At 55.5% G+C, this 19,539-nt stretch carries 19 protein-coding genes; 16 read left to right on the top strand and 3 right to left on the bottom strand.

What is annotated here, in order from left to right:
* The first annotated feature begins 39 nt into the window (after positions 1-39).
* The 8 genes from ubiE (at position 40) to hemB (ending at position 6,605) form a co-directional block, all read left to right on the top strand.
* Positions 40-795, top strand: coding sequence for a bifunctional demethylmenaquinone methyltransferase/2-methoxy-6-polyprenyl-1,4-benzoquinol methylase UbiE (ubiE, locus tag BEI65_RS24560; RefSeq protein WP_085116537.1), 756 nt, complete (start codon positions 40-42; stop codon positions 793-795).
* Between the two features lie 13 nt (positions 796-808).
* Positions 809-1,417: an SCP2 domain-containing protein gene (locus BEI65_RS24555; protein WP_099065477.1), complete on the top strand. Its 609-nt coding sequence runs from the start codon at positions 809-811 to the stop codon at positions 1,415-1,417.
* On the top strand, positions 1,414-3,045 hold the full coding sequence (gene ubiB / locus BEI65_RS24550; RefSeq protein WP_099065476.1) for a ubiquinone biosynthesis regulatory protein kinase UbiB: 1,632 nt from the start codon (positions 1,414-1,416) through the stop codon (positions 3,043-3,045). Before BEI65_RS24555 ends, ubiB begins: the two co-directional genes overlap by 4 nt.
* An 80-nt stretch (positions 3,046-3,125) precedes the next feature.
* Positions 3,126-3,389, top strand: a complete 264-nt coding sequence (gene tatA / locus BEI65_RS24545) for a Sec-independent protein translocase subunit TatA (RefSeq protein WP_085116539.1) — start codon at positions 3,126-3,128, stop codon at positions 3,387-3,389.
* Positions 3,390-3,392: 3 nt separating this feature from the next.
* On the top strand, positions 3,393-3,959 hold the full coding sequence (gene tatB, locus BEI65_RS24540) for a Sec-independent protein translocase protein TatB (protein ID WP_099065475.1): 567 nt from the start codon (positions 3,393-3,395) through the stop codon (positions 3,957-3,959).
* Between the two features lie 3 nt (positions 3,960-3,962).
* Positions 3,963-4,733: a Sec-independent protein translocase subunit TatC gene (tatC, locus tag BEI65_RS24535; RefSeq protein ID WP_099065474.1), complete on the top strand. Its 771-nt coding sequence runs from the start codon at positions 3,963-3,965 to the stop codon at positions 4,731-4,733.
* 52 nt (positions 4,734-4,785) lie between these two features.
* Positions 4,786-5,568 (top strand): 3'-5' ssDNA/RNA exonuclease TatD, encoded by a 783-nt coding sequence (tatD, locus tag BEI65_RS24530; RefSeq protein ID WP_099065473.1) that lies wholly within the window; start codon positions 4,786-4,788, stop codon positions 5,566-5,568.
* 14 nt (positions 5,569-5,582) lie between these two features.
* Positions 5,583-6,605: a porphobilinogen synthase gene (gene hemB / locus BEI65_RS24525; RefSeq protein ID WP_099065472.1), complete on the top strand. Its 1,023-nt coding sequence runs from the start codon at positions 5,583-5,585 to the stop codon at positions 6,603-6,605.
* A 44-nt stretch (positions 6,606-6,649) separates the two neighbouring features.
* Here hemB and rfaH read toward each other — a convergent pair whose 3' ends face one another.
* Complete coding sequence (gene rfaH, locus BEI65_RS24520) at positions 6,650-7,138, bottom strand: transcription/translation regulatory transformer protein RfaH (protein ID WP_099065471.1); 489 nt, start codon at positions 7,136-7,138, stop codon at positions 6,650-6,652.
* Positions 7,139-7,382: 244 nt separating this feature from the next.
* Between rfaH and pepE the strand changes: the two genes are divergently transcribed.
* The 3 genes from pepE (at position 7,383) to fre (ending at position 10,445) form a co-directional block, all read left to right on the top strand.
* Positions 7,383-8,108 (top strand): dipeptidase PepE, encoded by a 726-nt coding sequence (pepE, locus tag BEI65_RS24515; RefSeq protein ID WP_099065470.1) that lies wholly within the window; start codon positions 7,383-7,385, stop codon positions 8,106-8,108.
* An 88-nt stretch (positions 8,109-8,196) separates the two neighbouring features.
* Entirely contained in the window at positions 8,197-9,693 is a 1,497-nt protein-coding gene (ubiD, locus tag BEI65_RS24510; RefSeq protein WP_099065500.1) for a 4-hydroxy-3-polyprenylbenzoate decarboxylase, read from the top strand.
* A gap of 50 nt (positions 9,694-9,743) precedes the next feature.
* Positions 9,744-10,445 carry an NAD(P)H-flavin reductase gene (fre, locus tag BEI65_RS24505; RefSeq protein ID WP_085116546.1) on the top strand — a complete coding sequence of 234 codons (702 nt, stop codon included), beginning with the start codon at positions 9,744-9,746 and terminating at the stop codon, positions 10,443-10,445.
* Between the two features lie 171 nt (positions 10,446-10,616).
* Here the strand turns inward: fre and fadA are convergent, their stop codons facing one another.
* On the bottom strand, positions 10,617-11,780 hold the full coding sequence (fadA, locus tag BEI65_RS24500; RefSeq protein WP_012004729.1) for an acetyl-CoA C-acyltransferase FadA: 1,164 nt from the start codon (positions 11,778-11,780) through the stop codon (positions 10,617-10,619).
* Between the two features lie 10 nt (positions 11,781-11,790).
* The gene (gene fadB / locus BEI65_RS24495) at positions 11,791-13,980 is read right to left on the bottom strand and encodes a fatty acid oxidation complex subunit alpha FadB (RefSeq protein ID WP_099065469.1); all 2,190 of its coding nucleotides are present in this window, start codon (positions 13,978-13,980) and stop codon (positions 11,791-11,793) included.
* A gap of 233 nt (positions 13,981-14,213) precedes the next feature.
* On the opposite strand from fadB, the gene BEI65_RS24490 reads away from it, so the two are divergent.
* The 5 genes from BEI65_RS24490 (at position 14,214) to hemG (ending at position 19,515) form a co-directional block, all read left to right on the top strand.
* The gene (locus tag BEI65_RS24490) at positions 14,214-15,410 is read left to right on the top strand and encodes an MFS transporter (protein WP_099065468.1); all 1,197 of its coding nucleotides are present in this window, start codon (positions 14,214-14,216) and stop codon (positions 15,408-15,410) included.
* A 117-nt stretch (positions 15,411-15,527) separates the two neighbouring features.
* Complete coding sequence (gene pepQ / locus BEI65_RS24485; RefSeq protein ID WP_099065467.1) at positions 15,528-16,859, top strand: Xaa-Pro dipeptidase; 1,332 nt, start codon at positions 15,528-15,530, stop codon at positions 16,857-16,859.
* On the top strand, positions 16,859-17,473 hold the full coding sequence (locus BEI65_RS24480; RefSeq protein ID WP_099065466.1) for an IMPACT family protein: 615 nt from the start codon (positions 16,859-16,861) through the stop codon (positions 17,471-17,473). Before pepQ ends, BEI65_RS24480 begins: the two co-directional genes overlap by 1 nt.
* 34 nt (positions 17,474-17,507) lie before the next feature.
* Positions 17,508-18,959 carry a Trk system potassium transporter TrkH gene (gene trkH / locus BEI65_RS24475; RefSeq protein WP_012004734.1) on the top strand — a complete coding sequence of 484 codons (1,452 nt, stop codon included), beginning with the start codon at positions 17,508-17,510 and terminating at the stop codon, positions 18,957-18,959.
* Positions 18,960-18,981: 22 nt separating this feature from the next.
* A complete protein-coding gene (gene hemG / locus BEI65_RS24470) occupies positions 18,982-19,515 on the top strand; it encodes a menaquinone-dependent protoporphyrinogen IX dehydrogenase (protein ID WP_099065465.1) in 534 nt (177 codons plus the stop codon).
* The last annotated feature ends 24 nt before the right edge of the window (positions 19,516-19,539 follow it).

Here is a 19,539-nt window from a genome sequence, read left to right as displayed (position 1 = left end):
ACTCATCCACACTAAATTGACTGAATAGCAGGCAGGACAATGGCAGATCAACCGCAGGAAACCACTGACTTTGGTTTTCGCACCGTAGCTCGAGACGAGAAGCAGGCCATGGTGGCAGACGTTTTTCATTCGGTAGCTGCAAAGTATGACGTGATGAACGACCTGATGTCGTTTGGCATCCACCGTGTCTGGAAGCGTTTTACCATTGATTGCAGCGGCGTACGCCGTGGGCAGCGGGTGTTGGATCTGGCCGGGGGTACCGGTGACCTGGCCGCCAAGTTCTCCCGCATGGTCGGTGAGCAGGGGCAGGTGGTACTGGCGGACATTAATGATTCGATGCTGAAGATGGGGCGCGAGAAGCTGCGCGATCGCGGCATTATCGGCAACATCAGTTACGTGCAGGCCAACGCCGAAGCGCTGCCGTTCCCGGATAACTATTTTGACTGCATCACCATTTCATTCGGCCTGCGCAACGTCACAGACAAAGACAAAGCGCTGCGTTCCATGTTCCGCGTGCTGAAGCCGGGCGGTCGTTTGCTGGTACTGGAGTTCTCCAAGCCGCTGCTGGCACCGCTGAGAAAAGCCTATGACGCTTATTCTTTCCATGTGCTGCCGAAAATCGGCGAGCTGGTGGTGAAGGATCCGGAAAGCTACCGTTATCTGGCCGAGTCGATCCGCATGCATCCCGATCAGGAAACCCTGAAGGGCATGATGGGGGCTGCCGGTTTTGACAACGTGACCTATTTTAACCTGACCGGCGGTATTGTGGCCCTGCATCGCGGCTTCAAGTTCTGATATGGATATGCCGATGCTGTTAACCCCGTTGTTAACCGGCGTGCTGGAAACATCGCTCAACAGCCTGCTGTTCCGCGATCGCAGCATGAAGGCCGCCCGTCTGCGCCTGGCGGGTAAGGTATTGCGTATTGAGTTGCAGGAGCTTGCTTCACCGCTGGTGCTGATCTTCAGTGAGCAACGCGTCGATGTCCTTGGCCAGTCTGACGATACCGCCGACTGCACGGTGCGCAGCCGTATTTCGGTGTTGCTGAAGCTGCGAGATCGCCAACAGCTCTCGCCATTGATGCGCAGCGGTGAACTGATTGTCGAAGGTGATATTCAGGTGGTTCAGCAACTGGTTGGGTTGCTCGATCTGGCGGAGTGGGATCCGGCTGAATGGCTGGCCCCCTACATCGGCGATATTGCCGCGCAGGGCGTCACGCAGGTGCTCGGTAAAGGTGCGAACCTGCTGAAGACCGGCTTCCAGCGGCAACAGCATTATGTGGCGGAAACGCTGACGGAAGAGTGGCGTGTGGCGCCAGGCCCACTGGAAGTGGTGTGGTTCAACGAGGAAGTTGACGCCACCGTTCGTAACCTTGAAACGCTGATTGCTCGCATGGACAAGTTGGAGGGTAAACGATGACCCCTGGCGAACTACGCCGCCTGTATTTGATCGTCCGCGTTTTTCTCAGCTATGGCCTGGATGAACTTATCCCCCAGATGCGTTTGACGTTGCCGCTGCGATTTGGCCGCCGTCTGCTGTTCTGGATGCCAAACCGCCATGCGGATAAACCTCTGGGTGAACGTCTGCGTTTGGCTCTGCAGGAACTGGGACCGGTATGGATTAAGTTTGGCCAGATGATGTCCACTCGTCGCGACCTGTTCCCACCACAGATCGCCGATCAACTGACGCTGCTGCAGGACCGGGTTGCACCGTTCGACGGGGCACTGGCGCGCAAGCATATTGAGTTGGCGATGGGTGGCCCGCTGGAAACCTGGTTTGATGATTTTGACCAACAGGCGCTGGCCTCGGCATCGATAGCCCAGGTTCATACCGCCCGGCTAAAAACGACCGGGCAGGAAGTGGTACTCAAGGTGATTCGGCCCGATATCCGGCCGATCATCAAGGCTGACGTTCGCCTGATGTACCGTTTGGCAGCCTGGGTGCCAAAGCTGATGCCGGATGGCCGCCGTCTGCGTCCGCGCGAAGTGGTGCGCGAATATGAAAAGACCTTGCTGGACGAGTTGAACCTGCTGCGTGAAGCGGCCAACGCCATCCAGCTGCGCCGCAATTTCGACGGTAGCCCGATGCTGTATGTGCCGGAGGTTTACTCCGATTACTGCTGCGAAAGCGTGTTGGTGATGGAGCGCATCTACGGGATCCCGGTTTCGGATATCCCGACGTTGGAAAAGCAGGGCACCAACATGAAACTGTTGGCCGAACGCGGGGTACAGGTGTTCTTTACCCAGGTATTCCGTGACAGCTTCTTCCATGCGGACATGCATCCCGGTAATATTTTTGTCAGTTATGAGCATCCTGAAGATCCCTGCTACATCGGCATCGACTGCGGTATTGTCGGCTCGCTGAACAAAGACGATAAACGCTATCTGGCGGAAAACTTTATCGCTTTCTTCAATCGTGATTACCGCAAGGTCGCGGAGCTGCACGTTGATTCTGGCTGGGTGCCACGGGATACCAATGTGGAGGATTTCGAGTTCGCTATCCGCACCGTGTGCGAACCGATCTTCGAGAAGCCGCTGTCGGAAATTTCGTTTGGCAACGTGCTGTTGAACCTGTTCAATACTGCACGCCGGTTCAATATGGAAGTCCAGCCCCAACTGGTGTTATTGCAGAAGACCTTGCTGTATGTTGAAGGTCTGGGGCGGCAGCTCTATCCACAGTTGGATTTGTGGACCACCGCCAAGCCGTTCCTGGAAAGTTGGATGCGCGATCAGGTCGGTATACCGGCGGTGATCCGCGCACTGAAAGAAAAAGCGCCGTTTTGGGCCGAGAAACTGCCCGAACTGCCTGAATTATTTTACGATAGCCTGCAGCAGCATAAACTGTTGCAACAAAGCGTTGATAAGCTGACCAATCAGATGCAGGCCCAGCGCGTCCGTCAGGGACAATCGCGTTATTTGTTCGGCGTTGGCGCTACACTGTTGGTAAGCGGTACGATTTTGCTGCTGGGGGAGGTTGAAGTGTTCCCAGCATGGCTGATAGCGGCCGGCATCGTATCCTGGGTGATTGGCTGGAAGCGAACCACCTGAATTGATTCGAAACTCTGGTAAAATCTGCCGTATAATGCGGCGGATTTTGAGAAAACCCTGTAAAAATAGAGGTAATTGCAATGGGCGGTATTAGTATTACGCAATTGTTGATCATCGCAGTGATCGTGGTGCTGCTGTTTGGTACCAAAAAGCTCCGTACGTTGGGCTCTGATCTCGGTGCATCAATCAAGGGCTTCAAAAAGGCGATCGGTGACGAAAATACACCACCGACCAACACGGCTGAGAAAAGCAGCCTGGACGACGCTGACTTCACGGCCAAGCCTATTACCGATAAGCAGCCGGAAGTGAAAACGGAAGAGTCGAAGAACAAAGAGCAGGTATAAACCGTGTTTGACATTGGGTTTAGTGAACTGCTGCTGGTTCTGGTTATCGGCCTGGTGGTACTCGGGCCGGAACGGTTGCCGGTAGCGGTAAGAACAGTTTCGGGCTGGATCCGCGCGCTGCGTTCGTTGGCGGCTTCGGTGCAGAACGAACTTTCTCAGGAGCTGAAGCTGCAGGAATTGCAGGACAGCCTGAAAAAGGTAGAGAAGGCGGGCATGCAGAATTTGTCGCCGGAGCTGAAGGCGTCAATGGATGAGCTGAAAGACGCGGCGGAATCGCTGAAACGTTCTTATCAGGGCGACAGTGACATCAAAACCGAACCTGCGCACACCATCCATAACCCTCTGGTCACCGATCCTGAAGCCATTCATGACGGCGTGACGCCAGCAGAAGCCGCGGCCGTGGCATCGTCCCCGGCTGCCGTGCCGGAGCCGGTGGTTTCAGTAACGCCGCCGGTTGCACAACCCGTAGTCGAACCGGTTAAACAACCGGCCGCTTCGGCTGCTCAGGCGACCCCAGAACCTGTTGTGGATAAAACCCCAGCGTCTCACCAACCTAGTGGCGATCGTTAAAACATGGCTGTTGAAGATACCCAACCCCTTATCAGTCATCTGATAGAACTGCGTAAGCGGTTGTTAAACTCGATTATCAGCATACTGGCGATCTTCCTGGTGCTGGTTTTTTTCGCCAATGACATTTATCAACTGGTGTCAGCGCCGCTGATCAAGCAGTTGCCCGCCGGGGCGAGCATGATTGCCACCGACGTGGCTTCACCCTTCTTTACTCCAATCAAGTTGACCATGATCGTCTCGGTGTTTGTTTCTGCGCCGGTGATCCTGTACCAGGTCTGGTCATTTATTGCACCGGCGTTATACAAGCATGAACGCCGCCTGATGATGCCTTTGCTGGTTTCCAGCAGCCTGCTGTTTTATCTCGGCATGGCGTTTGCCTACTTTATCGTGTTCCCGCTGGCGTTCGGCTTTTTTGCCAAGACCGCACCGGCCGGGGTGATGATAGCGACCGATATTAATAACTATCTCGATTTCGTCATGGCGCTGTTTATGGCGTTTGGCGTGGCGTTTGAGGTGCCGGTTGCCATTATTCTGCTGTGCTGGAGTGGCGTCACTTCGCCGGAAGACCTGAAAAAGAAACGGCCTTACGTGTTGGTCGGGGCATTTGTGGTTGGCATGCTGTTGACCCCGCCGGATGTGTTCTCGCAGACGCTGTTGGCGATCCCTATGTATCTGCTGTTTGAAGTGGGCGTGTTCTTTGCCCGTTTCTATACCGGCAAGCGTCGTTCGCAACCGGAAGAAGAAGACGAGGGTGACGAACCCCCGGCCGTTTAAAAATTAGTATGTCGCAAGCCGCCCGATGGGCGGCTTTTGCTTTGGAAAAACCATGTTTGATATCGGCGTCAATCTCACCAGTTCACAGTTTGCCAAAGACCGCCCTGCGGTAGTGGATCGTGCCCGCGCCGCCGGCGTGAAAGGATTGCTGATTACCGGCACCGACCTGCAGGAAAGTCTGGCAGCCAGTGAACTGGCGCAACAGCATGCGGGTTTTTGTTGGTCTACCGCCGGGGTGCATCCGCACCATGCCAGCAGTTGGGACGATAGAGTCGCCGACCAAATCCGTGAGTTGGCCTCCCTGCCGCAGGTCGCGGCGATTGGCGAATGTGGACTGGATTTCAACCGTAATTTTTCTACTCCAGAGCAGCAGGAAGTGGCCTTCAGCGCACAATTGGCGCTGGCGGCAGAGTTGGCGATGCCGGTTTTTCTTCATTGCCGTGATGCACACGCACGTTTTGCCGCGCTGCTGGCGCCGTGGTTGGATAAACTGCCCGCGGCCGTGGTGCACTGTTTTACCGGCACCGCCGAAGAATTAGAAAGCTGCCTGTCGCTAGGCCTGTCTGTGGGGATTACCGGGTGGGTCTGTGATGAGCGGCGTGGCCTGGAATTGCGTGCGTTGTTGCCGCATATTCCGGCGGATCGTCTGTTGCTGGAAACCGACGCCCCCTATCTGTTGCCCCGGGATTTACATCCGAAACCTGCATCTCGCCGCAACGAACCCTGTTTTTTGCCTCATATCGTCCGGCAAGTGGCCGCCTGGCGACAAGAAGACCCCGAATGGCTGGGGCAGAAAACCGATGAGAACGCCCGCCGGTTATTCCGGCTGGAATGAGTTAGGAGAAAACTATGAGCTATGCATTTCCGGGTACCTTCCCAGGTCGCCGTATGCGCCGCGTGCGCCGTCATGATTTCAGTCGTCGTCTGGTGGCGGAGAACCAACTGACGGTTAACGACCTGATCTATCCGGTATTTGTTATGGAAGGCAGTAACCGTCAGGAAGCGGTGTCATCCATGCCTGGTGTATCGCGCATGAGCATCGATCTGCTGGTTAAAGAAGCAGAAGCCATCGCCAAACTGGGCGTGCCGGTGATCTCCCTGTTCCCGGTGATTGAGTCTGGCCTGAAGTCACTGCACGCAGAAGAAGCCTATAACCCGGACGGTTTGGTGCAGCGTACGGTACGCGCGTTGAAAGACGCGGTGCCTGAGCTGGGCATTCTGACGGATGTGGCGCTCGACCCGTACACTACCCACGGTCAGGATGGCATCATTGACGAGCAGGGTTATGTCATTAACGACATCACCAAAGAGATCCTGGTGCGTCAGGCACTGTCCCATGCCGAAGCCGGGGCAGAAATCGTGGCGCCAAGCGACATGATGGATGGCCGCATCGGTGCGATCCGCGATCAACTGGAGCATCAGGGCCTGATTAATACTCAGATCATGGCTTACTCTGCGAAATATGCGTCCTGCTACTATGGCCCGTTCCGTGATGCGCTCGGTTCCAGCGGCAATCTGAAAGGCGGCAACAAGAAAACCTACCAGATGGACCCAGCCAACAGCGACGAAGCCCTGCAGGAAATTGCGCAGGACTTGCAGGAAGGCGCGGATATGGTGATGGTGAAGCCAGGCATGCCGTATCTGGACGTGGTGCGTCGGGTAAAAGACACCTTCGGTGTGCCGACTTTCGCCTACCAGGTTTCCGGTGAATATGCGATGCACATGGCGGCGATTCAGAACGGTTGGTTGCAGGAACAGCCGGCGGTGATGGAGTCGTTGATGTGCTTCAAGCGTGCCGGTGCCGATGGTGTGCTGACCTACTTCGCCAAGCGGGTCGCTCAGTGGATGCATGACGAAGCCATGCAGCGCTAAGCTGTCTGTCTCCAATAATAAAGGCGCCTAGGCGCCTTTTTGCATTACAGTTTTTGGAACTGTCGATTATCCACGCTTTGACTGACCTGTTTGTTGATCAGATTCAGCAACAGCATTGAGCGTGCTTCACCATCCGGCTCGGTGTAAATCGCCTGCAGGCCTTCAAACATACCGTCGACGATCAACACACTGTCTCCCGGTTGCGGCGTTTCCGGATCGAAGTAGGTTTCGCAGGTATGCGTCTGCAACTCTTCAATCACCTTCTGTGGGATGGTGGTCGGCGTCGAACCAAAGCGCACGAAGTGGCTGACACCACGTGTTGCGCTGATGGTGGTGGTATGGATACGCTCCGGATCAAATTCCACAAACAGATAGTTGGGGAACAAAGGTTCGCTGACCGCGATGCGTTTACCACGCACGATCTTTTCCAGCGTAATGATCGGGCTCAGGCAGTTCACTTCCTGCCGTTCCAAATGTTCTTGCGCCCGTAAAAGTTGGCCGCGTTTGCAATACAGTAGATACCAGGATTCCATAATTTCACATGCCTTTCTGTCAGCCGGTAAGCATATCAAAAGCCATTACGGATACATAGTGATGCAAGTTTCAGCATGTAACAGCCGCTATCTGTATGAATCGTTAGCAATTAGCGAGGGGTCACACACTTATCCGCACGGCTTGGGTATAACAGAGGGCTGAAAATTTGCTACCGTCGCAGTATGCCTTGAGGCGCTGTCGCCTGATGTGACGGTATTCATCGTTTTTGATTGAGGGGGAGAAATGGAGTTATTTCTGTTGAGCAACGGCAAGCTGTCCGGTGAGAGTGAACTGCTGGGCTATGCCAAGAGCCACCTGTTGGCGATGATCGCGCGTCGCGGTATTACGTCCGCCGTTTTCATCCCATATGCCATGATCCGCAGTGATTACGATCAGCGCGCGCAGGATCTGGCGCAAACTTTAGGCATCAAGGTCACCAGTATTCACCATGCCGAGTCTCCTGCGGTGGCGATTGAACAGGCAGAATGTATTTTGGTCAGCGGCGGCAATACCTGGATGCTGAACCAGATGCTGCATGAGAAGGGCCTGATCGTTCCGATCCAGCGAGCCGTTGGTGAACGCAGCATTCCCTATGTTGGCTGGAGCGCCGGGTGTAACGTGGCCACGCCGAGCATTCGTACCACCAATGATATGCCGGTGCGCAACAGCGTCGTGTTGCCGGCGTTGAGCCTGTTCCCGGTACAAATTAACCCGCATTACATTGACGCCCATATCAGTGGCCACATGGGTGAAACCCGTGATGAGCGGCTGGCGGAGTTCTGTGCAGTCAATCCGAGCGAATCTGTGGTGGCGCTGCGCGAAGGCAGCCTGTTGCACGTTGAGGGCAATGATCTGCGTTATTTCAGTGCCAGAGACCAGGGCTTCAAGGTGTTCCGCCACGGCGTGGAGACCCAGGAGTATCAGGATACGCAGGCATTAAGCCCGCTGGTGCCGTTCACGTGCCACTGAGTGCCGGTGAGGTCTTTACCGGTGTTTAACAAAAGTGCAGCAACAACCGTGAAGAGGGCCTATAATGCCCTTCTCACTGGCCGTTATAATGATCAGCATGAAATACCGTGACTTACGCGATTTCCTCTCGTTGCTGGAAAAGAGAGGCGAACTAAAACGCATTAGCCAGCCGATTGATCCCTATCTGGAAATGACAGAAATTGCCGATCGTACTTTACGTGCGGGCGGCCCGGCGTTGCTGTTCGAAAACCCTAAAGGGTACGACATGCCGGTGCTGTGCAATCTGTTCGGTACTCCCGGTCGCGTAGCGCTGGGGATGGGCCAGGAGGATGTCAGCTCGTTGCGCGAGGTCGGCAAGTTGCTGGCGTTCCTTAAAGAGCCGGAGCCGCCAAAGGGCTTTCGCGATCTGTTCGATAAACTGCCGAAGTTCAAGCAAGTGTTGAACATGCCGACCAAGGTGTTGGGTTCAGCACCTTGTCAGGAGCAGGTATGGCAGGGGGATGATGTCGATCTCAGCCGTATCCCGGTGATGCACTGCTGGCCGGAAGATGCCGCACCGCTGATCACCTGGGGCCTGACCGTGACCCGCGGGCCGCAAAAAGAGCGACAGAACCTGGGTATTTATCGCCAACAGGTGCTGAGCAAGAATAAAGTCATCATGCGTTGGCTGTCGCACCGCGGCGGCGCGTTGGATTACCAGGAATGGTGCCAGGCGCATCCCGGTGAGCGTTTCCCGGTTGCGGTTGCGCTGGGCGCAGATCCCGCCACTATTCTCGGCGCGGTAACACCGGTGCCGGATACCCTGTCTGAATATGCCTTTGCCGGGCTGCTGCGCGGCAACAAAACCGAAGTGGTCAAGTGCATCTCCTGCGATCTGGAAGTGCCCGCCAGTGCGGAAATCGTATTGGAAGGCTATATCGAGCCGGGTGAAATGGCGCCTGAAGGTCCGTATGGCGATCACACCGGTTACTACAACGAAATAGACCACTTCCCGGTATTCACCATCACCCATATCACCCAGCGTCGTGATGCCATTTATCACTCGACCTACACTGGTCGTCCGCCGGATGAACCGGCGGTGTTGGGCGTGGCGCTGAATGAAGTCTTCGTCCCGATCCTGCAAAAGCAGTTCCCGGAAATTGTTGATTTCTATCTGCCGCCTGAGGGTTGCTCTTATCGCCTGGCGGTAGTCACTATCAAGAAACAGTATGCCGGTCATGCCAAACGCGTAATGATGGGTGTCTGGTCGTTCCTGCGTCAGTTTATGTACACCAAGTTTGTTATCGTCTGTGACGATGACGTCAACGCACGCGACTGGAATGATGTGATTTGGGCGATCACCACCCGAATGGATCCGGCAAGGGATACCGTTTTGGTGGAGAATACGCCGATCGATTATTTGGACTTCGCCTCACCGGTTTCCGGTTTGGGATCGAAGATGGGGCTGGATGCCACCAATAAATGGCCGGGTGAAACCCAGCGCGAATGGGGCCGTCCGATTCAGATGGATGAAAAGGTGCGTGCGCGCGTCGATGACATCTGGGATGAGCTCGCAATTTTCAGTGACAGAGAACCGACGCTGTAGCGCCAGGCTTTGTTCTCAGTTTTGCATTGATGACCCGACAGAGGGAACGCATGACAATATTGAGCTGTAAAGTGACCTCCGTAGAGGCCATTACCGATACGGTTTATCGGGTACGTTTGGTGCCTGAGGCACCGTTTTCTTTCAAGGCAGGGCAGTATCTGATGGTGGTGATGGATGAGCGCGACAAGCGTCCGTTCTCACTGGCATCGATTCCGACAGACAAGGATTACATTGAGCTGCATATTGGCGCTTCGGAGCTGAATCTGTACGCCATGGCGGTGATGGATCGTATTCTGAAAGAGCAGGCGATTACCGTTGATATTCCGCACGGTGACGCCTGGCTGCGTGAAGAAGGCAGCCGTCCGCTGGTGTTGATCGCCGGCGGTACGGGGTTCTCCTACGCGCGCTCGATTCTGTTGGCCGCACTGGAACAGCAGCCGGATCGCGATATCTCTATCTACTGGGGCGGGCGTGAGCTGAAGCACCTGTATGACCTGAGTGAACTGGAAGCCTTGTCGTTGCAGCACCCGAATCTGAAAGTGATCCCGGTGGTTGAACAGCCGGAAGAAGAGTGGCGTGGCCGTAGTGGCACGGTGCTCAGCGCGGTGTTGCAGGACTTCGGCACGCTGGCAGAACACGACATTTATATTGCCGGCCGTTTCGAGATGGCAAAAATCGCTCGTGAACGTTTCTGTGCCGAACGTGGCGCACTGGAAGCGCATATGTTTGGCGACGCCTTCTCGTTTATCTGAGGCGCGAAGCGGTATCAAACGGGGTGGCCAATGGCTGCCCCTTTTTATTGGGGCGTCAGCGGAATTTCAGGCATAAAAAAACCCGCCCCTGACAGGCGGGAAGTACGGCAACTAAACTTGGCGGGATGCTGCGGTTTTAAGTGTTGACGCAGTCATCCCAAATAGACACAGCTAAACGCGTTCGAAGACGGTGGCAATCCCCTGACCCAGACCGATGCACATGGTTGCCAGACCAAACTGCACGTCACGGCGTTCCATATTGTTCAGCAGGGTGGTAGAGATACGTGAACCCGAGCAGCCTAATGGATGGCCCAGAGCAATGGCGCCACCGTTCAGGTTGATTTTGTCGTCAATGCTGTCCAACAGCCCCAGATCCTTGATGCACGGCAGTGACTGGGCGGCAAAGGCTTCATTCAGTTCAAACAGATCGATGTCCTGCACGCTCAGTCCGGCGCGTTTCAACGCCAACTTGCTGGCAGGTACCGGGCCATAACCCATGATGGACGGGTCGCAACCGACCACTGCCATCGAACGAATGCGGGCTCGGGCTTTCAGGCCCAGCGCTTTGGCTCGTGACTCACTCATCAACAGCATGGCGGAAGCACCGTCAGACAAGGCCGAAGAGGTGCCGGCGGTGACGGTACCGTTGACCGGGTCGAATGCCGGACGCAGAGCCGCAAGGCTGGCGACGGTAGTTTCCGGGCGGATCACTTCGTCGAAGTCATAGCGGGTCAGCACCCCGTCGGCGTCATGGCCGGTGGTTGGGATGATTTCATTCTTGAAATAGCCGGCCAGAGTGGCGGCATGCGCGCGTTGGTGCGAGCGTGCTGCGAACTCATCCTGCATCTGGCGGCTGATATTGTGCATCTTGGCCAGCATTTCGGCCGTCAGGCCCATCATACCAGCGGCTTTTGCCACGCTGCGGCTCAGACCCGGGTGGAAATCCACGCCGTGATTCATCGGCACGTGGCCCATATGCTCTACGCCACCAATCAGGCTGACGTGTGCATCGCCGACCATAATGGCGCGTGCGGCATCGTGCAGCGCCTGCATGGAGGAACCGCACAGTCGGTTGACGGTGACCGCAGGAACGCTATGCGGGATCTCGGCCAACAGGGAAGCGTTACGGGCGATGTTAAAGCCCTGCTCCAGCGTTTGCTGCACGCAACCCCAGTAGATGTCGTCAATTTCGGCGGCATCCAGCGACGGATTGCGGCTCAGTACGGCGCGCATCAGGTGAGCGGAAAGATCTTCAGCACGTACCTGGCGGAAGGCGCCGCCCTTGGAGCGGCCCATCGGCGTGCGTACGGCATCAACAATAACTACGTTTTCCATCTTTATGACCTCATGCCGGTTGGCCAGTGGAGACATCGGACAGCGGGGCTGCCACCGGGTAGTAGCTTTCATTATGTTCGGCTTTGGCGCGCAGGCCGGCAGGCACCTGATACAGGGCACCAAGATGCGCATAACGCTGGGCCAGTTCAACATAATTGGCGGTGCCAAGCGTATCCAGGTAGCGGAACGCCCCACCGTGGAACGGAGGGAAACCGATGCCGTAGACCAGCGCCATATCGGCTTCGGCCGGGCTGGCAATAATGTTTTCTTCCAGGCAGCGCACCACTTCGTTAATCATCGGGATCATCATGCGGGCGATAATTTCTTCGTCGCTGATGGTCTGACGCGGTTGGCTGACTTCGGCCAGCAGCACATCGGTCTGCTCATCGTTGTCTTTACGCGGCTTGCCTTTGTTGTCCTGACTGTAACGATAGAAGCCCAGCTGGTTTTTCTGGCCAAAACGCTGGTTATCGAACATCACGTCGATAGCATCACGGTAATCTTTACCCATACGCTCCGGGAAACCGGCTGCCATTACCGCCTGAGCGTGGTGTGCGGTATCAATCCCCACGACGTCGAGCAGGTAAGCCGGGCCCATTGGCCAGCCAAACTGTTTTTCCATCACTTTGTCGATCTGGCGGAAGTCTGCACCGTCGCGCAGCAGCATGCTGAAACCGGCAAAATACGGGAACAACACGCGGTTGACGAAGAACCCTGGGCAATCGTTAACCACAATTGGCGTTTTGCCCATACGGCTGGCATAGGCCACCACGGCGGCGATGGTGCTGTCGCTGGTCTGCTCACCGCGGATAATTTCCACCAGTGGCATACGGTGTACCGGGTTAAAGAAGTGCATACCGCAGAAATTCTGTGGGCGCTTCAGCGATTTTGCCAGGTGATTAATCGGAATGGTCGAGGTATTGGACGCCAGCACGGTATCTTCACCGATCAGGCCTTCCACTTCGGACAGTACTGCTGCCTTAATCTTTGGATTCTCGACCACGGCTTCGACGATCACCTGTGCGCGTTCGATACCGGCATAATCCAGCGTCGGTTGAATGGTCGACAGCACCTGGGCCATCTTCATGCCATCCAGCTTGCCACGTTCCAACTGCTTGTTCAGCAGTTTGGCGGCTTCATTCATACCGAGCGTCAGGGACTTGTCGCTGATGTCTTTCATGATCACCGGCACGCCTTTGAGCGCGGACTGGTAGGCGATACCGCCACCCATGATACCGGCCCCCAACACTGCAGCCTGCTTCGGTGCTTCGATACCTTTTGCCAGCTTCTTCGCCTGACCCTTCACAAACTGGTCATTAAGGAAGATACCGACTAATGCGCGGGCCTCTTTGGAACGGGCCAATGGCACAAAGCTGGCGGTTTCCAGTTTAAGAGCTTCATCCCGGCCCAGCCTGGCGGCGGCCTCAATGGTTTTAACTGCGGTCATTGGCGCCGGATAATGTTTGCCGGCGGTTTGCAGCACCATGCCTTTGGCGGTGGTGAAGCTCATGGCCGCTTCGATTGGGCTGAGTTTCAACGGCTCGAGCTTGGGTTGGCGATAAGCGCGCCAGTCCAGTTTGCCCTCAATGGCCTGTTGCAGCATTTTCAGCGCAGCTTCCACCAATTTTTCCGGTGCAACGACCGCATCCACCAGGCCGACCTTCAGCGCGTCTTTGGCGCTGACGTCTTTACCGGCGGCGATAATTTCCAGCGCGCTGTCATTACCCAGCAGGCGGGGCAGGCGAACCGAACCGCCGAAGCCCGGCATAATGCCCAGTTTGGTTTCCGGCAGGCCGATGCGCGCATCCGGTGACGCGACACGGAAGTCGGTTGCCAGAATGCATTCACAGCCGCCGCCGAGCGCATAGCCATTAATGGCCGAAATGGTCGGTACCGGCAGATCTTCCAGCCGGTTAAAGATCGCATTGGCGAAGGTCAGCCACTGCTGCAGCTTTTCAGCCGGGGCAGCGAACAGCGAAAGGAATTCGGTGATGTCGGCGCCGACAATAAAGGCGGCCTTGGTGGAACGCAGCAGCAAGCCTTTCAGCTCGGTCTGCTTTTCCAGCACCGCGAGCGCTTCGCCCAGGCTGGCAACGGTGCGGGTATCCAGCTTGTTGACCGAGCCTGGGGCATTGAACACCAGCTCGGCGATGCCGTTGTCGAGCCAATGTAGTTGTAATGTTTCGCCTTGGTAGAGCATGTCTATCTCCTGAATCAGCGTTTGATCTGGTATGACCAGATGATGAGGAGTGTGGTTTTTATGTTAACAATATGCAAATGAGAGATTGCATTTTTGCTGGTCTGATCACATGGCGTTGGGTTAGTGTTTTGATTTAAAACGAAGTTATATTTTATGCTTTATGGTGATTTGTCGGCGTGTGAAAGCCCTATTACTCTTGCCAAAGCAGAGCGCTGCCCACGCAGAGGTGTGAAATGAGTAAAGCGGTATGTGTAAAACACAGCGGTTTCTGGAGTATTCCCGCCAGAACCATGACGTTGGCTTGCCTGCTGGTGTTTATGGCTCAGATGGCAACGACGGTGTATTTACCTTCATTACCGACGGTGATGCAGGAACTGGGAATGACGCGCCGCGCCACCGAGCTTTCGATATCGATATTCGTGATAGGTGCCGCCCTGCCGGTATTGTTCTGGGGGGCGGCAGCCGATCGTTTTGGCCGTCGCCTGCCGCTGACATTGTCTCTGGCGCTGTTTATCAGTTGCAGTGCGCTGCTGGCGTTTTGCAGTAACGGTACTCAATTATTGATGCTGCGGGCGCTGCAGGGGGTGGCCGCCGGCGGTGCTGCGATCATCGCGCGAATTATTGTTCGTGATAACTGGAGTGGTGATGAGCTGGCAAGGCGTCTCTCGGTTCTGTCGATAGCCTTTATCGCCGCGTTGGGCGGTGGGCAATTTGTCGGCGGGCTGCTTAGCCAGTACTCACACTGGCAAATGGGTTTTGTCCTGATGGGGCTGACCGGGTTGGCGATCCTGCTATTAATGGTGGCGCTGCCACTGGAAGCGGGTCGCACCCTGGGCCAGCGCCCGGCCATGGTGGCAACCTATTGGCTTATTCTGCGTCGACCGGGATTCTTCTGGCCGGCGATTGTCGGCGGGTTGGGGTTTGCTACCACTGTCACCTTGCAGGAAGTGAGCCCGTTTATCATGCAGCAGGGGTTTGGCCTCAACGTTACCGCCTTTGGGGCGCTGGGGCTGGTGATCGGCGTGGCTTACTTTACCGGGGCAATGGCAGTAAACCGGACGGTGGCACGTATTGGCGGCAAGTGGCTGATGCAGGCAGGGACGAGTATCGTCGCCGTCACCACCGCTGCGATTATGCTGCTGTGGTGGAGCGGTACGCTGGTGGGGCTTTCCGGTATGACAGTTTTCATCGCGCTGTATTGCCTGACGATCTTTGGCCAGGCGATACTGTTCCCCAACAGCATGGCGATGGCGGTGAGCGATGCCAAAGAACAGGGTGCTTATGCTATGGCACTGTGTGGTTTTCTGCAGCAGTGTCTGGCGGGTATTGCCGCTGCCGGTGCGGTTTTGCTCGAACATCACGGCCTGTGGGCGGTCGCGATCGCGTTACTGGGACTGATTGCCTGGCTAATTGTTAAGCTGCGGATGTAACGACGTTTACAGTGATTTGCGAACCGCTCCGCATGCCAGAGCTGATGGGGTTGGTGCACCTGAACGGTGTGCTAAGATGACTCATTCCGTTCTAATGGTATGTATAAGGGTATTGTGATGGAAACACTGGCTTCTTTGTATAACGACCACCTGGCAGAGCTACAAAAGCGGGCGCGTGAAGTGTTAACGCGTAACAAATTGGATGCGTTGCTGATTCACTCCGGGGAATTGCAGCGGATATTCCAGGATGACCGTAGCTACCCGTTCAAAGTGAACGCACACTTTAAGGCCTGGGTGCCCGTCACTTCAGTGCCAAACTGCTGGCTGTGGGTGGATGGCGTTAACAAACCGAAGCTGTGGTTCTATTCGCCGGTAGATTACTGGCACAGCGTTGAGCCACTGCCGGAGAGTTTCTGGACCAAGTCCGTTGAACTGATACCGCTGGCCAATGCTGATGAAATCGCGCAGCAGCTTCCTGCTCAGCGTGAGCGTGTGGGTTATATCGGCTATGCGCAGCAGCGTGCTCGCGATCTGGGTATCCTGGCGGAAAACGTCAACCCGAAAGCGGTGTTGAACTACCTCGATTTCCATCGTTCCATCAAAACCGGCTACGAGCTGGCCTGTATGCGCGAAGCACAGAAGACCGCTGTAATGGGGCACCGTGCTGCTCATGAGGCCTTCCTGTCCGGCATGAGTGAGTTTGATATCAACCAGGCTTACCTCACGGCGACGGGGCATCGCGATACCGATGTGCCTTATGACAACATTGTTGCGCTGAATGAGCATGCGTCAGTGCTGCATTACACCACGCTGGATCATCAGCCACCGTCCGAAATGCTGAGCTTCCTGCTTGACGCCGGTGCCGAATATAACGGTTACGCCGCTGATTTGACACGCACCTACGCGGGCCAGAGCGGCAGTGATTTTGCACACCTGATAAAAGATCTTAACACTGAGCAACTGGCGCTGATGGCTACCATCAAAGCTGGCGTGCGTTACACCGATTACCATGTGCAAATGCATCAACGCGTCGCCAAACTGCTCAAGAGCCACAAGCTGGTGAGTGGCATCAGTGAAGAAGCCATGGTAGAGCAGGGGCTGACCACACCATTCCTGCCACACGGTCTGGGCCACCCTCTGGGGTTGCAGGTACACGACTCAGCCGGCTTTATGCAGGATGAACAGGGGACCCATCTGGCCGCCCCGTCCAAATATCCGTACCTGCGCTGCACCCGGGTGTTGCAACCAGGCATGGTATTGACCATTGAGCCTGGCATGTATTTTATTGAGTCCCTGCTGGCGCCATGGCGCAGCGGTGAATTCAGTCAACACTTTGCCTGGGATCGCATCGATGCACTGAAACCTTATGGTGGTATCCGTATTGAAGACAATATTGTGATCCACGAAAAGCGTATCGAGAACATGACGCGCGATCTGAATCTGGCCTGATGCAGCCTTATCCGATCCCGGCAGGCCCCGTCAGTGTCAGCGAAGAAATAAAGAAGAGCCGTTTCATCACCCTGCTGGCACCGACCGGCGGGGTTGATGTGGCAAAGGCGTTTATCCAGCAGGTTCGTGATGAACATCCGGCGGCCAGGCACCATTGCTGGGCATTTGTCGCCGGGCCACCGACGGACTCACAGCAGTTGGGTTTTTCCGACGACGGTGAACCTTCCGGCACGGCGGGTAAACCCATTCTGGCCCAACTGATGGGCAGCGGCATCGGCGAAATCACCGCCGTGGTGGTACGTTACTACGGCGGTATCAAGTTGGGTACCGGCGGCTTGGTGAGAGCCTACGGCAGTGGTGTGCAGCAGGCATTAAAGCAATTGGCCGTGAGCTACAAAATTCCGCAGGCCGAATATACTTTGCAATGTGACTATGCTCAGTTGGCGTTGGTAGAGAATCTGTTGCAGCAAACTGAAGGGCGGATTGTACAGGGGGAATATGGCGCTTTCGTCATGCTGCATCTGGCTTTACCGGTCACCGGCGTTGAAGCGTTCGGGAATAAATTACGTGATCTCAGTCGCGGTAATTTGCAATTAACCCCCATTTCGCAATAATTCCCCCAACTGAATTGCTAAGGATCGTGCTGAAATGCATTTTCGCGCTATAACCCGTATCGTTGGTTTGCTGGTCATCCTGTTCTCCGGGACGATGTTTATTCCTGGTCTGGTGGCATTGATATACCGCGATGGGGCGGGGCGGGCATTCAGCCAGACCTTCTTTGTGGCGGTAACTATTGGCCTGATGCTGTGGTGGCCTAACCGTAAACAAAAGCATGAGTTGAAGCCACGAGAGGGGTTTCTGATTGTGGTGTTGTTCTGGACGGTGCTGGGCAGCGTCGGGGCATTACCGTTTTTATTTTCGGAGCGACCTAATCTTTCGCTGACCGATGCCTTCTTCGAATCGTTTTCCGGTTTAACCACCACGGGGGCGACGACGCTGGTGGGGTTGGACTCACTACCCAAAGCCATTTTGTTCTATCGTCAGATGCTGCAATGGATGGGCGGGATGGGGATCATTGTGTTGGCAGTCGCGATACTGCCCATCCTCGGCGTCGGTGGCATGCAGCTGTACCGCGCAGAAATGCCAGGGCCGTTGAAAGATAACAAAATGCGTCCACGCATTGCCGAAACGGCCAAAACTCTGTGGCTGATTTACGTTCTGTTGACCATTGCCTGTGCGCTGGCACTTTGGGGCGCCGGCATGTCGGTGTTTGACGCCATCGGCCACAGTTTCTCGACCATCGCTATTGGCGGTTTCTCTACCCACGATGCCAGCATCGGCTATTACGCCAGTCCGACCATCAACACCATCATTGCGATTTTCCTGCTGATCTCCGGTTGTAACTATGGCTTGCACTTCGCCTTGCTGAGCGGCCGCAGTCTGAAAGTGTATTGGCGAGATCCTGAGTTCCGTATGTTTATTGCCGTGCAGTTGACGCTGGTAGTGGTGTGCACCGCCGTGCTGTGGGGACATGGGGTCTACAAAACCGGAATGGAAACGGTCAATCAGGCGTTCTTCCAGGTGGTGTCGATGGCGACAACGGCGGGCTTTACCACTGACAGCATTGCCAAATGGCCGTTATTCCTGCCGATGCTGTTGCTGTGTTCCGCATTTATAGGTGGCTGTGCCGGCTCGACCGGTGGCGGCCTGAAAGTGATCCGTATCCTGCTGCTGTATTTACAGGGTTCGCGTGAGCTAAAAAGGTTGGTGCACCCTAATGCGGTTTACACTATTAAATTGGGTAACCGCGCGCTGCCGGAACGTATCCTGGAGGCGGTCTGGGGATTCTTCTCTGCTTATGCGCTGGTGTTTATCGTCAGCATGCTGGCAATTATTGCTACCGGCGTTGATGATTTCTCTGCCTTTGCTGCCGTAACGGCGACGTTGAACAACCTTGGACCTGGGCTGGGAGTGGTGGCGGATAACTTTACCACTATGCCTGCACCGGCGAAGTGGATCCTGGTTCTGACGATGCTGTTCGGGCGCCTTGAGGTCTTTACACTGCTGGTTCTGTTTACGCCGACGTTCTGGCGTGAATGATCCTGATAGAAGGAGTAACGCCGTGAAGGCACTGATTCTTTATTCTAGCCGTGATGGGCAAACACGTTCTATCGCTTCTTATATAGCAAACAAATTGCAGGATACGCTGCGCTGCGACGTGATCGATTTGCTGCAGGCGGACAATGTCGACCTCAATCAGTATCAGCAGGTACTGATTGGTGCCTCAATACGCTATGGCCATTTCCATCCGACGCTGGAAAAGTTCGTTAAGCGTCATGCCGAACAGTTGAACCTGATGCCGAGCGCATTCTTTAGCGTGAACCTGACCGCACGTAAGGCAGACAAGCGTTCCCCACAGACTAACGCCTATACCCGCAAGTTCCTGTTGTCTTCCCCCTGGCAGCCAAAACAGTGTGTCGTGTTTGCCGGCGCGCTTCGTTATCCACGTTATCGCTGGTTCGATCGAGTCATGATTCAACTTATTATGCGAATGACGGGCGGCGAAACGGATACCAGTAAAGAAGTGGAGTATACCGACTGGCAGCAGGTGGACCGTTTTGCTCAGGAGTTTGGCCATATTCAGTATGAAAAATGACGGAAACGCTGACTTGTGCAGCGC

Origin of the sequence: Serratia sp. BW106 (assembly GCF_002607755.1) — a bacterium.
GTDB lineage: Bacteria > Pseudomonadota > Gammaproteobacteria > Enterobacterales > Enterobacteriaceae > Serratia > Serratia proteamaculans.
The sequence above is the reverse complement of the archived record's forward strand: the minus strand, read 5'-3'. Positions and strand labels throughout refer to the sequence as shown.

Excerpts from the sequence above, each read along its gene's own strand:
- ubiE (WP_085116537.1), top strand. The coding sequence starts at position 40 with ATGGCAGATCAACCGCAGGAAACCACTGACTTTGGTTTTCGCACCGTA.
- BEI65_RS24555 (WP_099065477.1), top strand. The coding sequence starts at position 809 with ATGCTGTTAACCCCGTTGTTAACCGGCGTGCTGGAAACATCGCTCAAC.
- ubiB (WP_099065476.1), top strand. The coding sequence starts at position 1,414 with ATGACCCCTGGCGAACTACGCCGCCTGTATTTGATCGTCCGCGTTTTT.
- tatA (WP_085116539.1), top strand. The coding sequence starts at position 3,126 with ATGGGCGGTATTAGTATTACGCAATTGTTGATCATCGCAGTGATCGTG.
- tatC (WP_099065474.1), top strand. The coding sequence starts at position 3,963 with ATGGCTGTTGAAGATACCCAACCCCTTATCAGTCATCTGATAGAACTG.
- tatD (WP_099065473.1), top strand. The coding sequence starts at position 4,786 with ATGTTTGATATCGGCGTCAATCTCACCAGTTCACAGTTTGCCAAAGAC.
- hemB (WP_099065472.1), top strand. The coding sequence starts at position 5,583 with ATGAGCTATGCATTTCCGGGTACCTTCCCAGGTCGCCGTATGCGCCGC.
- rfaH (WP_099065471.1), bottom strand. The coding sequence starts at position 7,138 with ATGGAATCCTGGTATCTACTGTATTGCAAACGCGGCCAACTTTTACGG.
- pepE (WP_099065470.1), top strand. The coding sequence starts at position 7,383 with ATGGAGTTATTTCTGTTGAGCAACGGCAAGCTGTCCGGTGAGAGTGAA.
- ubiD (WP_099065500.1), top strand. The coding sequence starts at position 8,197 with ATGATCAGCATGAAATACCGTGACTTACGCGATTTCCTCTCGTTGCTG.
- fre (WP_085116546.1), top strand. The coding sequence starts at position 9,744 with ATGACAATATTGAGCTGTAAAGTGACCTCCGTAGAGGCCATTACCGAT.
- fadA (WP_012004729.1), bottom strand. The coding sequence starts at position 11,780 with ATGGAAAACGTAGTTATTGTTGATGCCGTACGCACGCCGATGGGCCGC.
- fadB (WP_099065469.1), bottom strand. The coding sequence starts at position 13,980 with ATGCTCTACCAAGGCGAAACATTACAACTACATTGGCTCGACAACGGC.
- BEI65_RS24490 (WP_099065468.1), top strand. The coding sequence starts at position 14,214 with ATGAGTAAAGCGGTATGTGTAAAACACAGCGGTTTCTGGAGTATTCCC.
- pepQ (WP_099065467.1), top strand. The coding sequence starts at position 15,528 with ATGGAAACACTGGCTTCTTTGTATAACGACCACCTGGCAGAGCTACAA.
- BEI65_RS24480 (WP_099065466.1), top strand. The coding sequence starts at position 16,859 with ATGCAGCCTTATCCGATCCCGGCAGGCCCCGTCAGTGTCAGCGAAGAA.
- trkH (WP_012004734.1), top strand. The coding sequence starts at position 17,508 with ATGCATTTTCGCGCTATAACCCGTATCGTTGGTTTGCTGGTCATCCTG.